Origin of the sequence: Saccharopolyspora kobensis, assembly GCF_900108315.1 — a bacterium.
In the GTDB taxonomy this organism is placed as follows: Bacteria; Actinomycetota; Actinomycetes; order Mycobacteriales; family Pseudonocardiaceae; genus Saccharopolyspora; species Saccharopolyspora kobensis.
In genome coordinates this window covers 118280-131312 of the sequence record NZ_FNVB01000006.1, presented here as the reverse complement: position 1 = coordinate 131312, position 13033 = coordinate 118280, and the positions used below count along the sequence as shown (strand labels likewise).

The 13033-nt window shown below is 70.8% G+C and carries 16 protein-coding genes; 9 read left to right on the top strand and 7 right to left on the bottom strand.

What is annotated here, in order from left to right:
• Nucleotides 1-118: 118 nt before the first annotated feature.
• Together C4T78_RS36120 and C4T78_RS21000 are read left to right on the top strand one after the other, a co-directional pair.
• Entirely contained in the window at nt 119-361 is a 243-nt protein-coding gene (locus C4T78_RS36120) for an HC3 family zinc finger protein (RefSeq protein ID WP_107916097.1), read from the top strand.
• Nucleotides 265-585, top strand: a complete 321-nt coding sequence (locus C4T78_RS21000; RefSeq protein WP_177247701.1) for a hypothetical protein — start codon at nt 265-267, stop codon at nt 583-585. The genes C4T78_RS36120 and C4T78_RS21000 overlap by 97 nt, the downstream gene beginning before the upstream one ends.
• 350 nt (nt 586-935) lie before the next feature.
• On the opposite strand, the gene C4T78_RS20990 is transcribed toward C4T78_RS21000, so the two are convergent.
• Entirely contained in the window at nt 936-2027 is a 1092-nt protein-coding gene (locus tag C4T78_RS20990; RefSeq protein WP_093356139.1) for a winged helix DNA-binding domain-containing protein, read from the bottom strand.
• Between the two features lie 17 nt (nt 2028-2044).
• Nucleotides 2045-2599: a DinB family protein gene (locus C4T78_RS20985; protein ID WP_093356136.1), complete on the bottom strand. Its 555-nt coding sequence runs from the start codon at nt 2597-2599 to the stop codon at nt 2045-2047.
• A 62-nt stretch (nt 2600-2661) separates the two neighbouring features.
• On the opposite strand from C4T78_RS20985, the gene C4T78_RS20980 reads away from it, so the two are divergent.
• Nucleotides 2662-3612 (top strand): helix-turn-helix transcriptional regulator, encoded by a 951-nt coding sequence (locus C4T78_RS20980; RefSeq protein ID WP_093356320.1) that lies wholly within the window; start codon nt 2662-2664, stop codon nt 3610-3612.
• An 80-nt stretch (nt 3613-3692) separates the two neighbouring features.
• On the opposite strand, the gene C4T78_RS20975 is transcribed toward C4T78_RS20980, so the two are convergent.
• Complete coding sequence (locus tag C4T78_RS20975; protein ID WP_093356133.1) at nt 3693-4334, bottom strand: permease prefix domain 1-containing protein; 642 nt, start codon at nt 4332-4334, stop codon at nt 3693-3695.
• Nucleotides 4331-4660, bottom strand: coding sequence for a helix-turn-helix transcriptional regulator (locus C4T78_RS20970; protein ID WP_093158067.1), 330 nt, complete (start codon nt 4658-4660; stop codon nt 4331-4333). The genes C4T78_RS20975 and C4T78_RS20970 overlap by 4 nt, the downstream gene beginning before the upstream one ends.
• 75 nt (nt 4661-4735) lie before the next feature.
• Between C4T78_RS20970 and C4T78_RS20965 the strand changes: the two genes are divergently transcribed.
• Both C4T78_RS20965 and C4T78_RS20960 read left to right on the top strand, forming a co-directional pair.
• The gene (locus C4T78_RS20965) at nt 4736-5182 is read left to right on the top strand and encodes a hypothetical protein (RefSeq protein WP_093356130.1); all 447 of its coding nucleotides are present in this window, start codon (nt 4736-4738) and stop codon (nt 5180-5182) included.
• The gene (locus C4T78_RS20960; RefSeq protein WP_093356129.1) at nt 5183-5422 is read left to right on the top strand and encodes a DUF3817 domain-containing protein; all 240 of its coding nucleotides are present in this window, start codon (nt 5183-5185) and stop codon (nt 5420-5422) included.
• Between the two features lie 73 nt (nt 5423-5495).
• Here C4T78_RS20960 and C4T78_RS20955 read toward each other — a convergent pair whose 3' ends face one another.
• Nucleotides 5496-6179, bottom strand: coding sequence for a hypothetical protein (locus tag C4T78_RS20955; protein ID WP_218161663.1), 684 nt, complete (start codon nt 6177-6179; stop codon nt 5496-5498).
• A 142-nt stretch (nt 6180-6321) separates the two neighbouring features.
• Between C4T78_RS20955 and C4T78_RS36800 the strand changes: the two genes are divergently transcribed.
• Both C4T78_RS36800 and C4T78_RS36795 read left to right on the top strand, forming a co-directional pair.
• Nucleotides 6322-7452: a sensor histidine kinase gene (locus C4T78_RS36800; RefSeq protein WP_235863708.1), complete on the top strand. Its 1131-nt coding sequence runs from the start codon at nt 6322-6324 to the stop codon at nt 7450-7452.
• Nucleotides 7449-8120, top strand: coding sequence for a response regulator transcription factor (locus C4T78_RS36795; protein WP_218161662.1), 672 nt, complete (start codon nt 7449-7451; stop codon nt 8118-8120). The genes C4T78_RS36800 and C4T78_RS36795 overlap by 4 nt, the downstream gene beginning before the upstream one ends.
• Nucleotides 8121-8147: 27 nt before the next feature.
• On the opposite strand, the gene C4T78_RS20945 is transcribed toward C4T78_RS36795, so the two are convergent.
• Both C4T78_RS20945 and C4T78_RS20940 read right to left on the bottom strand, forming a co-directional pair.
• Nucleotides 8148-8768 carry a nitroreductase family protein gene (locus C4T78_RS20945; RefSeq protein ID WP_093356124.1) on the bottom strand — a complete coding sequence of 207 codons (621 nt, stop codon included), beginning with the start codon at nt 8766-8768 and terminating at the stop codon, nt 8148-8150.
• 65 nt (nt 8769-8833) lie between these two features.
• On the bottom strand, nt 8834-9922 hold the full coding sequence (locus C4T78_RS20940; protein ID WP_235863707.1) for a putative hexosyltransferase: 1089 nt from the start codon (nt 9920-9922) through the stop codon (nt 8834-8836).
• Nucleotides 9923-10347: 425 nt separating this feature from the next.
• On the opposite strand from C4T78_RS20940, the gene C4T78_RS20935 reads away from it, so the two are divergent.
• A complete protein-coding gene (locus tag C4T78_RS20935; protein WP_093158057.1) occupies nt 10348-11613 on the top strand; it encodes an aspartate kinase in 1266 nt (421 codons plus the stop codon).
• Complete coding sequence (locus tag C4T78_RS20930; RefSeq protein WP_093356119.1) at nt 11613-12665, top strand: aspartate-semialdehyde dehydrogenase; 1053 nt, start codon at nt 11613-11615, stop codon at nt 12663-12665. Before C4T78_RS20935 ends, C4T78_RS20930 begins: the two co-directional genes overlap by 1 nt.
• Nucleotides 12666-13033 lie beyond the last annotated feature (368 nt).

Sequence of the window (13033 nt, the reverse complement as noted above, 5' to 3'; positions counted from 1 at the left end):
GGCAGCTCGGCTTACCAGGCACTTCGCCTGATCGTGTAATTGATCAGGTGTCTACTAGACGGGCACTCTGGCTACAGACACCGAGGAAGTTCGGCTTCGAGCCAGAGAGGCGGCATCGATGCATCCGTTCCACTGGGTTCCTGGGGAAGGTGAGCGGCACGCGAGTCCGGATTCCCGGCCTGGCGGTGGTTATCCGACCGGGATGGAGGTGACCACGTTGTGCGGGAAGGAGTTGCTGGCGGACAACTCCGAGTTCGGGTGGCTGTGGTCCACCTGCAGCGCATGCAACGCCGAGGCGCACCGGATCACCGGCTCGGCACCCGCTCCGAGGTCCGCCACCACTCGAAAAGCCTTGCCATGAGCGCAGAAGCGGTCGCGCTTGCCGTGCTGCTCCGGCGGGCGCAGTGGCTGCTCGACGACCTGGCCTACCGCATCGTCGGCGGCCGGTTCGACGCCGGAGAACTCACCGACACCGCCGACGCGCTGGACGAACTCGCCGTGCTGCTGAAGGAAAAAGCCCTCTCGGAAGGAACAGAATGCTCAGCGCCCTCCCGTATCTCGCTGCCGTCTCCACGACAGCCCTGATCCTGATCACCTTGACCTGGTGCACCTACCGCCCGCAGCACGCCGGTGGCGGTGAAGGCGCGCTGACGGTGTGGCAACTCATCGAAGAAGCCGAAGCCGAGCGGCGACAACGCGAGCGAACCGGCCGCCACCGCCTCCGCGAACCAGCTCCACCAAGCCCGGAACCAGGCCCATCGATCGAGGTCCAACGCCGGATCCACCAGCTCCTCCAAGGCCTCTGAAGCCCGGGCCGATGCCGATTGCCCCCGACCGATGGCATCGGCCCGCCCCGGCCGGTCGGTGCACCTCCCCTCCCCGTGCACCGACCGGCCACCCCGCAACGGACCCAAGCTTTCCTGGACTGATCGCCCTTACGCCGCGATGGTGACGCGGTCGCTCTCGCCGTCGGAGAGGAAGGCCGCGAGTTCCCGGCCTTGGTCGACGACTTCGGTGCGATCGGTCCGGGAAAGCGCGCGCAGCGGGCTGACCTGCACTGTCCCGTCGTCGACGGTCCAGGTCGCGGCGACCCTGCCGTCGACCAGGACGACGCGTTCACCGGCGACCGACAGGCCGCGGTGCTCGTCGTCGATGATCCGGCTCCGGTCGTGGTAGCCGAGGATCGCGTTGTCGAACGCGGGCAGGAACCGCACCGGCGCGGGAGTGCCAGGATCGGGGCGCGGGGCGTCGGGGAGATCCAGCAGTTCTCGGCCCCGCTCGTCGCGGAAGGAGACGAGCTCCTCCCGGATCGCGGCCACCGCGCGCGGCAGTCCGGCCAAGCCGCACCAAGTGCGCAGGTCGGTGGAGGTCGCGGGCCCGAACGCCGCGAGGTAGCGCCGCACCAGCTCCTCACCGACCGGGTCGGCACCGTTCGCGGACGGCGGGTCGATTTCGCGGCCCAGCCAGGAAGACAGCAGCGCGTTGCGGACTCCGCCCTTCTGCCGCCACAGCCCTCGCGGTGGCAGCTGCACCACCGGGATGAGGGCGGCGAACAGCATCTCGCCCAACGCCCGCGTTCCCGCATCCGGCCAGCGGTCGGCGAGTTCGCGCGCGATCTCCGGCATCGAACGCGGCTCGCCGTCGGCCATGACCTCGAGGCCCGCGGCGGTGAGTTCCGCCAGGTCGATCCCGGCCAGATCGTCGCGGTAAACGCCGAGAACCCGTTGGCGCAGCATGGCATCGTGGCGGGCCCGCCAGGCCACGGCGTCGTCGGCGGTGACGAGGTGAACGGTGCGCCGCATCAGGTGCAGCCGCACCACGCGCCGCTCGACCAGCAGCTCCGAGAGCTGTGCCGGGTCGAACGCGCGCAGCCGCGACCAGAGTCCGACGAACGGCTCCTGCGGTTCCTGCGCTTGCAGGCCGCACAAGTGCGAAACCGCGTCGATCGCCGTCGCATCGGAGTGGTCGAGCAGCAGCTGCCGGGCGAGCGTCGCGCGGTTGAGCGCGCGGGCGTCGAGGACTGTCATGGAGCGGTTTCTCCCGTTCAGAACGCCTTGCGGCCGTCGATCGTCTCGCGCAGGATGTCGGCGTGCCCGGCGTGCTGGGCGGTTTCGACGATGACGTGCAACAGCACCTGGCGCACGCTCCACGCCGCACCGGGCTCGTGCCACGGCGCTTCCGGCAGCGGGTGCGACGTCGACAAGTCGATGTCGGCGATGATCTCCTCGCTGCGAGCGGCGACCTTCTCGTAGCGCTCGACGATCGAGGCCAGCGTGTCGCCGGGCAGCATCTTGAAGTTGTTCTGGTGGTCGATCATCCACTGCGGGAACTCGCGCGCGGTGCCGGCGGCGATGTCCGCCCAGGTCACACCGTCGGGCAGCGCGTAGCTCATCGCGGACGGGCCTTCGACGGCGAAGCGCAGCCACATCTCCTCCACGGCTGCGACGTGCTTGATGACACCGCCCAGGCACAGCTCGCTGACCGTCGGCCGCTCGCCGAGCTGGTCATCGCTGAGCCCGCGAACGGTGTCGGTCAGGGTGGATCGGACGGTGGTGAGCATGGTGACCAGCGCGGTGCGCTCGGCGTCGAGGTTGTTCATGGCACGACCATTTCAGGCGAAGAGGACAGGGTGTGTCCTCTTCTACGGGCAGTATGGAAGACATGCCGAAGACATCGGCGCGACTGCTCGCGTTGCTCTCGCTGCTCCAAGCCCGCCGGGACTGGCCGGGCGCGGTGCTGGCCGAGCGGCTGGAGGTCAGCCAGCGCACCGTGCGCCGCGATGTCGACCGGCTGCGCGAACTCGGCTACCCCATCGCGGCCGCCAAGGGCCCCGACGGCGGGTACCGGCTCGAACCCGGCGCCGAGCTGCCGCCGCTGCTGTTCGACGACGAGCAGGCCGTGGCGCTGGCCATCGCGCTCCAGATCGCCACCACCAGCGGAGCCGGCATCGACGAAGCCGCCGTGCGCGCGCTGAACACCGTCCGGCAGGTCATGCCCGCGCGCCTTCGCACCCGCATCGACGCGCTCCAGGTGACGGCCGTTCCCAGCTCGATCCCGCAGGTCGACAGCAACGTCCTGCTCGCGCTCGGAGCCGCCGTCCGCGCCCGCGAGATCCTGCGCTTCGACTACGCCTCGGGAGAGCCGCGCCGGGTGGAACCCCACCACCTCGTCACCTGGGCCAGGCGCTGGTACCTCGTCGCCTGGGACCTCGAACGCGACGACTGGCGCACCTTCCGCGCGGACCGGATCACCCCGCGCATCCCGACCGGCCCCCGCTTCACGCCGCGAGAAGTGCCCGGCGGAGACGTCGCGGCATTCGTCATCAACCGCTTCAAAGGAGCCGACGGCACCGGAACCTGGCCCTGTCGCGGCGAAGTGATCCTCGACCTCCCGGCGGCCGCGGTCTCCCGCTTCACCAGGGACGGGGTGGTGGAGGAGCTCGGCCCGAACCGCTGCCGCCTCGTCCTGGGTTCCTGGTCCTGGCCAGGCCTGGCGGCCACCATCACCAGATTCGACGCGGACATCGAGGTGATCGGCCCACCAGAGCTCAAAGAAGCCTTCGCCCGCCTGGCCCGCCGCTGCACCAAGGCCGCGACCAGCGCTGCGCTCTGAGCCATCGCCGGTCGCACCCGGTCAGGTGGGTGAGCTGTGGCGATTCGCGCGAAACCCGATCCGCAGTCCGCCGTGATCGATCAGCTGGGTTCTTCGACCGGGAGCCGGGCGCATTCGCGGCAGGTGCGGGCCGATGCCGCCAGCACCACGTGCGATCCGACCGCGACCACCGCCGTGAGCGCGATCGACGGCCACGTGCTGTCCAGCGGTGAGGTCGTGGCCAGCGCGAGCGCCGCGAACGGCATCGCGACGCTGGCCGTGCTGCTCGCCCAGCCCACCAGGGTCGGCAGGCCTTCCGGCGCCGGAACCCAGCGGGTGAGGAACCCGGTCGCGGCGAAGGCCGCCGCGGCGAGCGTGGCCGCCGTCGCCGCGATGCCGATCATGATCTGCGCCGCTGCCGGGAGCTGCCAGCCGCCGACCGTCCAGACCACGTGGCCGCAGGCGATCAGGAATCCGACCACGATGACGAGCTTGGCCGCGGTGAGCCGGGTCTGCGCGATGGTCAGTTCCTGCTGGCAGCTGGGCACGAGCTCCTCGACGGTGCCGAACTCGCGCAGCGCGCGCTCGACGGCCTGCTCGTGCGGCAGGCCGTGGTCGGAGTGGGCGGCGATGGTCTCGGCGAGGCCGTCGCGGATCTCGTCGACCATCCGGGCCTTGGCCCGGGCCGGTCCGCGAAGCGTTGCTGCGAGGTCTGCGACGTAGTGCTCGACGGGATCGCTCATATGGCGCGCCCGGGGTTGAGCACCGAACCGATCGCGCTGGTGAACTCGTCCCACGCGCTGCGCTCGGTGTCCAGACCGCGGCGACCGGAGTCGGTGAGCTCGTAGCAGCGCCGTCGTCGCTCGCCGATGGACTGCCAGGTGCTGCGCAGGAACCCGAGGCGCTCCAGCCGGTTCAGCGCCGGGTAGATCGTGCCCGTGCGCAGCGCCAGCGCACCGCCGCTGCGGCGCTGCACAGCGGTGATGATCGCGTAGCCGTGCAGCGGGCCGGATTCGAGCACCGCGAGCAGCAGCCCGTCCAGGTGCCCTCGCACCGCATCAGCCCTCATAAGTCGAGAGCCTACACATCGACCATCGGCTGCGTATATGTTGGCAGGCAACATATAGAGCCGAGAGGGGCCAGCGTGACCAAGCTGCTGCTGTCGATGCACGTGATCGCGGCGATCCTGGCGGTCGGGCCGATCGCCGTCGCCGCCTCGATGTTCCCCCGCTTCGCCCGCCAAGCCGTCGACGACCAGGAGCGTTCCGCCGCGATCGCCGCGGTGCTGCACCGGATCTGCCGCGGCTACGCGGTGTTCGGGATCGCCGTCCCGGTGTTCGGCGTCGCCACCGGCGCCCAGCTCGGCGTGCTGACCGACGCCTGGCTGCTGGTGTCGATCGCGCTCACCGCCGTCGCCGCCGCGATCCTCGCCCTGGTGATCCTGCCCGCCCAGCGCCGGCTGCTCGACGAGCCGCGCGAGATGCTCGGCGCGGTGGGCCGGCTGGCCATGATCACCGGTGTCTTCAACGTGCTCTGGGCGATCGTCGTGGTCCTCATGATCGTCCGCCCCGGCTCGACCACGGGAGCCTGAGTGCGCACCCTCCGGATCTCCGCCGCGGCCGAGGCCGCATCCCTGGCGCTGCTGCTGATCAACCTGTTCACGGTGCACATCGACGGGGTGTCGTCGCTGGTCGGCCCGCTGCACGGGATGGCCTACCTGGTCGTCATCGCGGCCACGTTCCTGGTCCCGGCGCCGCCCGCGGCCCGCTGGCTCGCACTCATCCCCGGTATCGGCGGCCTGCTCGCCCTGCGCCGCCTGCGCGACCACTAGCGCTCGGGTCATCAGAGACCGTGAGCGTTTTGGGGCGTCATAGCGCCCCAAAACGCTCACGAGCGGTTCGGCATCAGCCGAGCGTTCCGACGAATGCCATCGCGGCGATCGCCGCTGCGGTGAGGGCGATTCGCCGGGCCGGCGGGCGGGGCGCGGCGCGCAGCTCCTGGTGTCCCAGCGACACCAGGGCCACCGCGAGCCCGGCCAGCGCGACCACCGACATCGCGGTGGTTCCCTTGAGGACACCGATCGGCAGCGCTGCCATCAGACCCAGCGCCACCGCCCGGAACGGCCCGAGCACCCCGGCCCGCCACGCGCCGAACGCCAGCACCACCCACCCGGCCATGATCGCCGGGTTCAGCGCGCTCATCACGTGGTAGGCGCCGTAGGCGTCGCTCACCAGGCTCGTCGCGGAAGCCACGCCCCGCAGGTCCACCAGCTGGAAGGCCAGGTGGTCGACGCCGGCGTGGAACGCGCGGGCGAAAAGCCCGAAAACGGTCAGCATCCCGCCCCACAGCGCCCAGCCGGGACGGGTTTCGCCGATCCGCACCGCCAGCAGCACGACACCCGGCCACAGCACCACGTCGCCGATCAGGAACGCGCCGTAGGCGAACTGGATCAGCACCGGTTCGGCGGCGAAGGCCGCGAGCTGGTCCGGGAAGAAGAAGTCGTGCCCGGCTCGAAGCAGAGCTCCGGCCAGCATGAACAGCGGGCCGAGAACCAGTGCGAGCCCGCCGGGGAAGCGAGTGTGCGTCATGCCGTGAACTCTCGGCCGCCGGGCCCGCCCGGGCATCGGGCCGAGGTACGGACTCCCACGTCGTACCCGGGTATGACCTGTCGCGGGAACGCGCCTGCCTCGGTCCGATGACCACCGTCGGCGGCGCGATTAGTGTCGCGATGTGCTCGCCGATCGCCTCGTCCTAGTCGATGCCGCTGCGGGCGTGGCGATCACCGCCGCATACGTCTCGTTCGCGATGCTGGAGGCCACCGACGGGCTGCCGGTCTTCGGCGGCCCGGCATGGCTCGGCTGGGTGGTCGCGGCGGCGGTCGGCCTGCCGGTAGCCGCCCGCCGAAGACGGCCGTTGCCGGTGCTCGCGGTCGTGGTGGTGGCTTCCGCGTCGGCGACGTTGCTCGACATCACCCGCGAGCCCTACATCGCCACGGCCCTCGCTCTGCACGCCGTGGGACGGTACGAGCCGCCGCGGCGCGCGTTGCCCGCAGCGCTCATCGCGCTGCTCGCGGGCGCGATCGGACTCGTCGTGGGAGAGGCGTTCCTCACGCCTTCCGGCAGCATCGCCGATTCAGCCGGTCTGGTCGGCCTCTTCTGGCTGCTGTCCGGTGGCGCCTGGGCCGCCGGTGCGCACTTCCGGCAGCGCGACGCCGCCGCCGAACGCGAGACGCAGCGCATCCGAGCCGAGGAACGGCTGCGGATCGCTCGGGAACTGCACGACATCGTCTCGCACAACCTGAGCCTCATCGCGGTGCAGGCGGGCGTCGCCAACCACATCGCCGAGCAGCGGCCCGCCGAGGCCCGGGAAGCGCTGCGCAGCATCGAGAGCACCAGTCGCAGCGCGCTGCTGGAGATGCGCGGCATGCTCGGCGTGCTCCGCTCCGCGCCCGCCGAACCGCTGCCCCGCCAACCGGTTCCGGACCTCGCGGCGCTGCGCGGGCTCGTCGATCGCACGATCGACGCCGGAGTGGCCGTCGACCTGGAGATCACCGGGACCGGGAATCCGCCGCCCGGCGTTGCGCTGGCGGTCTACCGGATCGTGCAGGAATCGCTCACCAACGTCGTCAAGCACGCCGCTCCGGCGAACTGCGCCGTTCGCGTCGATGCCGGCGAGGAATCCGTCGGCGTGCAGGTCGTGGACGACGGGACGCGACCGGCCCGGTCCGGTGGCGGGCACGGGCTGGTGGGGATGCGGGAGCGGGTGATGATGTACGGCGGCGAGTTCACCGCCGGACCGCTGCCCGGCGGCGGATTCGGCGTCTCCGCCCGGCTGCCTTGCGAGAGGGGAGAACGCGGGTGAGCGTCCGCGTGCTGGTCGTGGACGACCAGGCCCTGGTGCGCGGCAGCTTCCGGCTGCTCGTGGACACCGCTGCCGACCTGTCGGCCGTCGGGGAGGCCGCCACCGGCGGCGAAGCCGTCGCGGCCGCGCGTCGGGAACGGCCGGACGTGGTGCTGATGGACGTCCGGATGCCCGATGTCGACGGCATCGAGGCGACCCGGCGGATCTGCGGCGATCCCGAACTGCCCGGCGTGCGGGTGCTGATCCTCACCACGTTCGACCTCGACGAGTACGTGTACGCCGCGCTGCGCGCCGGGGCCAGCGGGTTCCTGCTCAAGGACACCCCGCCCGCCGACCTGCTCGCCGCGATCCGGGTGGTGGCGGCGGGCGACGGGCTGCTGGCGCCGTCGGTGACCCGGCGGCTGATCGAGGAGTTCGCCCGGAGCCCGAAGCCGCCCGCGATCCCGGACCGCGCCCTGAGCTCGCTGACCGGCCGGGAGCTGGAAGTGCTCGCGCTGGTGGCCCGCGGCTTGTCCAACGCCGAACTGACCGAACGCCTGCACCTGACGATGCCGACGGTGAAGACCCACATCGGTCGCCTGCTCGCCAAGCTGCACGCCCGGGACCGGGCGCAACTCGTGATCGCGGCCTACGAAACCGGCCTGATCACGCCGCAAGCCCCGCGCTGACGCGCAGCACTGGCGCTGCTCGCGGGCTCAGAACCGCGGCTGGCCCCAGTCGGTGAAGACCAGCTCCGCCAGGGGCTTGCGGATGCGGGGGCGGAGCTCCTTCTCCTGCAGCCGCTCGGGCATGCCCGCCAACGTTCCCAGGCCGCCGACCGCGACGGCCACGACCGGCTCGAACTCGGCCGGGACGCCGAACTCCGCGCGCACCGCGTCCCGGTCGAACCCGGCCATCTGGTGCCCGTGGAGGCCCTCGGCGACGGCCTGCAGCACGAGGTTCTCCGTCGCCAGCGCCACGCCGTACTCGCCGTAGGGCAGCGGCTCGCCGTCCTCGTCGATCAGCTGCGCCACGCCGATCGCCAGTGCGGCGGCGTTGCTGGTCCAGCCCTTGTTGCCGCGCGACAGCGTGCCGTGGATGCGGTCGAAGGCGGACTCGCCGCGCCGCGCCGCGATGTAGCGCGCGGGCTGGGTGTTGCCCCACGACGGCGCCCACCGGGCCGCCTCGAACAGCGCGGTGAACTGCTCGTCGCTCAACTCCGTCGACGGATCCATCGCGCGCGGGCTCCAGCGCTCCGCCAGCAGCGGGTGCACCGGCACGGACGTCTGCGCGGGCTTGCTCGCCGGAACCTCGACCGTGTAGTCCTCAGCGGTCACGGGCCACCTCCCAGGTCGTCGCCCAGCGAGTCTGTCGACCGCGCCCGCCGCTGTCCACCGCAGGCTCAGATCGCGTACTGCCAGGCCGTCAGCGAGTAGGCGCCGAACCACGAGCCGAAGAACACCAGCAGCACCGCGGTCGTCACCGCCGTGGTCGTCCGGCGCCGCGCCAACCCGATCGCCACCGGGATGAGCAGCGGGAACGCCGGCAGCATCAGGCGCACCTTCGAGTACATCAAGCCGTCCGAGCCCAGGTCCAGCACCAGCACCGCGGCGGCGAACACCAGCAGCGGCCACGGCATCCGCTGCCGCAGGCAGAGCACCATCAGCACCAGCGCGGCCAGCACGACCCACGTCGTGAACGTCTCGAAGACCGACTTCTCCGTGGTCAGCGACTCCAGCAGGAACTGACCGGTGGCGACACCGCCGTCGAACTGCGACGACCAGCCGCGCTGCTGGAGGGCGAAGTAGCCGGTCGGGTTGCCGGTCTGGACGCCCACCCAGCCGATGTAGAGCAGCATCCCGCTGGGCGCGAGCAGCATCGCCAGCCACGGGCGCCAGGTGTCCTTCCGCTGCACGACGGCGACCAGCGCGGCGAGCCCGATCACGCCGATCAGCGCCGCGGCGGTCGGCCGGACCAGGCCCGCGGCCGCGCAGCACAGCCCGGCCAGCAGCCAGTTCCGCTCGATGACCCCGATCAGCGCCCAGATCGCCAGCGCGCAGAACAGCGCCTCCGAGTAGGCCATCGACAGCACCACCGACATCGGCGCCGCGGCGAACAGCACCACCAGCAGCAGCCCGACGCCCTCGGAACCGCCGATCCGGCGGCCCAGCCGCGCCAGCCCGTAGGCGGCGGCCACCCCGCAGGCCAGGCTCGCGGTGATCGCGCCGCCGGTCGCGCTGACGCCCGGGATCAGCGCGAACGCCATGATCAGCAGCGGGTAGCCGGGGAAGAAGGCCAGCGGCGTCTCCGGATACCGGTTCCCGAAGCCGTCGACCATGCTCGGGTCCACGCCGCCGTAGCCGTTCTGGGCGATCTCCAGGTACCACTGCCCGTCCCAGGCGCGCAGGTTGTCCAGGATCGCTTCGTCGTTGGCCGCGGACAGCCAGGCGAGCACCAGCAGGCCGACCAGACGGATTGCGAGGTAAACCACAGCCGGCGCGACGGCGACGATCAGCCGACGCCGTTGCGGCGAGCCGTCCAACAGCCGGTCCAGCGCTGTGCCTCGGGATTGTTTCCGCTGGGTAGCGGGGCTGTTTCCGAGATTTCCCATGGGCGGCTCGATCGCACCTGGAGTGGTGGGCAACCCAGTCCTCCGCGCTTGTCGACAATCGAGTCTCACAGGGTAGTGGCGGCCGCTGGGGCTGGGGTCGGGCGGTGTCGGTTCGGTAGGCTAGTCCGGCAGCGGAGCGACCTGGTAGAAGGCCGTTTCGGCCGGTAGCGGCCGACGCTGCCGACTGCTCGGTCGCTGGGGCAACCTGCGCGCCCGCGGCGCGTTGGCGCTCTTCGTCCACCGGTGTCAGTGCGGGGACAACCCGTGCCCGGGGCGACCGCAGCGGTCGAGGAGGTTTGTTTCACGTGGCGCTCGTCGTCCAGAAGTACGGCGGATCCTCGCTTGAGAGTGCCGATCGCATCAAACGGGTCGCCGAACGCATCGTCGAGACCCGCAAGGCGGGCAACGACGTCGTGGTCGTGTGCTCGGCGATGGGAGACACCACTGACGAGCTGCTCGACCTCGCCAAACAGGTCAACCCAGCTCCACCGGAGCGCGAACTCGACATGCTGCTGACCGCCGGGGAGAGGATCTCCAACGCGCTGGTCGCGATGGCCATCGAGTCGCTCGGTGCGGAAGCCCGCTCGTTCTCCGGGTCGCAGGCCGGGGTGATCACCACCTCGGCGCATCAGAACGCCCGGATCATCGACGTCACGCCCGGACGCGTGCAGGAGGCGCTGGACCAGGGCCAGGTCGTCCTGGTCGCCGGTTTCCAGGGTGTGGCGCAGGACACCAAGGACATCACGACGCTCGGCCGGGGCGGCTCGGACACCACCGCGGTCGCGGTGGCCGCGGCCATGAACGCCGACGTGTGCGAGATCTACACCGACGTCGACGGCATCTACACCGCCGACCCGCGCATCGTGCCCAACGCCAAGCACCTCGAGCACATCACCTACGAGGAGATGCTGGAGATGGCGGCCACCGGCGCGAAGGTGCTGCACCTGCGCGCGGTGGAGTACGCGCGCCGCTACGGCGTCCCGCTGCACGTCCGCTCTTCTTACTCGCCCAAGCCCGGTACGACCGTGTCCGGCTCAGTGGAGGATCTTTCCGTGGAACAGGCCATGATCACCGGTGTCTCGCACGACCGGTCCGAGGCGAAGGTCACCGTGCGCGGTGTGCCCGACAACCCCGGCGTCGCGGGCCGCATCTTCCGCGTGGTCGCCGACGCCGAGATCGACATCGACATGGTGCTGCAGAACGTCTCCAGCACCGACTCCGGTCTCACCGACATCACCTTCACCGTGGCGCGCAGCAACGGTGCGGTGGCGGTCGCCGAGCTGGAGAAGATCCAGGAGGAGGTCGGCTTCTACAAGGTCGTCTACGACGACGAGGTCGGCAAGGTCTCGCTGGTCGGCGCCGGGATGCGGTCGCACCCGGGCGTCACCGCGACGTTCTGCGAGGCGCTGTCCAACGCCGGGGTGAACATCGACATCATCAACACCTCGGAGATCCGGATCTCGGTGCTGATCCAGGACACCCAGCTCGACGACGCCGTGCGCGCGCTGCACGAGGCGTTCGAGCTCGGTGGCGATGAAGAGGCCGTCGTGTACGCGGGGAGTGGTCGCTGATGGCGCCGACGCTGGCAATCGTGGGTGCGACCGGCGCGGTCGGCACCGTGATGATCGACATCATCAACAACCGCGACTCCGTGCCGTGGGGCGAGATCCGGTTGATCGCCTCCGCGCGGTCGGCGGGCAAGAAGATCACCGTGCGCGGCCGGGAGCACACCGTGGTGGAGCTCGCGCCGGAGGCGTTCGACGGCGTGGACATCGCGCTGTTCGACGTGCCGGACGAGGTCTCCGCGCAGTGGGCCCCGGTGGCGGCCGAGCGCGGCGCGATCGCGGTGGACAACTCCGGTGCGTTCCGGATGGACCCCGAGGTGCCGCTGGTGGTGCCCGAGGTCAACGCGGAGCAGGTGAACGAGCGCCCCAAGGGCATCATCGCCAACCCGAACTGCACCACGCTGTCGATGATGGCGGCGCTGGGCGCGCTGCACCGCGAGTTCGGCCTGCGCGAGCTGGTCGTCTCCTCCTACCAGGCCGCTTCCGGTGCTGGTCAGGAAGGCATCGACCGGCTGCAGGCGGAGATCGCCGCGGTGGCGGGCAAGGGCGTCGGGGAGCGCGCCGGTGACGTCGCCGAGGCGCTGGCCGCGGCCGGGCTGCCCGCGGAGACGCCGTTCAAGGCCCCGCTGGCGCTGAACGTGGTGCCGTGGGCCGGTTCGCGCAAGGACGACGGCTGGACCTCCGAGGAGCTCAAGGTCCGCAACGAGTCCCGCAAGATCCTGGGCATCCCGGACCTGAAGGTCTCCGCGACCTGCGTCCGGGTGCCGGTGGTGACCACGCACTCGCTGGCGGTGCACGCCACCTTCGAGCGCGAGGTGACCGTGGCGCAGGCGCACCGGTTGTTCGAGGCGCAGCCGACGATCGTCCTGCAGGACGACCACGACAACGGCGTGTTCCCGACCCCGGCCGGCGTGGTCGGCGAGGACCCGACCTACGTGGGCCGCGTCCGCCAGGCGCTGGACTTCCCGAACACGCTGGACTTCTTCGTCTGCGGTGACAACCTCCGCAAGGGCGCGGCGCTCAACACCTACGAGATCGCCGAAACCCTCGCGAAGTAAGCCCCCGGCTCGACAGGGCGCCTTCCTCCCGGCTTCGGGAGGGAGGCGCCTTTTCGTTGCGCCGCAACAGATTCAAGATTCATTCGAACGTGTGTTCATGGCTAATTCTCCTTGAGACCGTCGCGCCCCGTTCGCCACAGTGGACCCATGAACACCAACACCTGCCCCGACCACCTGACGACCACGGCCGAATTCGCGGCGCTTCAAGAAGATCGCTCGCGTCACTGCACGAAACGAGGTTCGAGATGTTCTCGCCGACGCCTTGCTCCCGACCCGCGCGGCCACCGGATGGTGGGTGACGTTTACCGCATCTCCTGGCGGGGTGGCGGTCTGCTCGCTTCGACCGCACCTGTGCGCAGGCGCCTCGA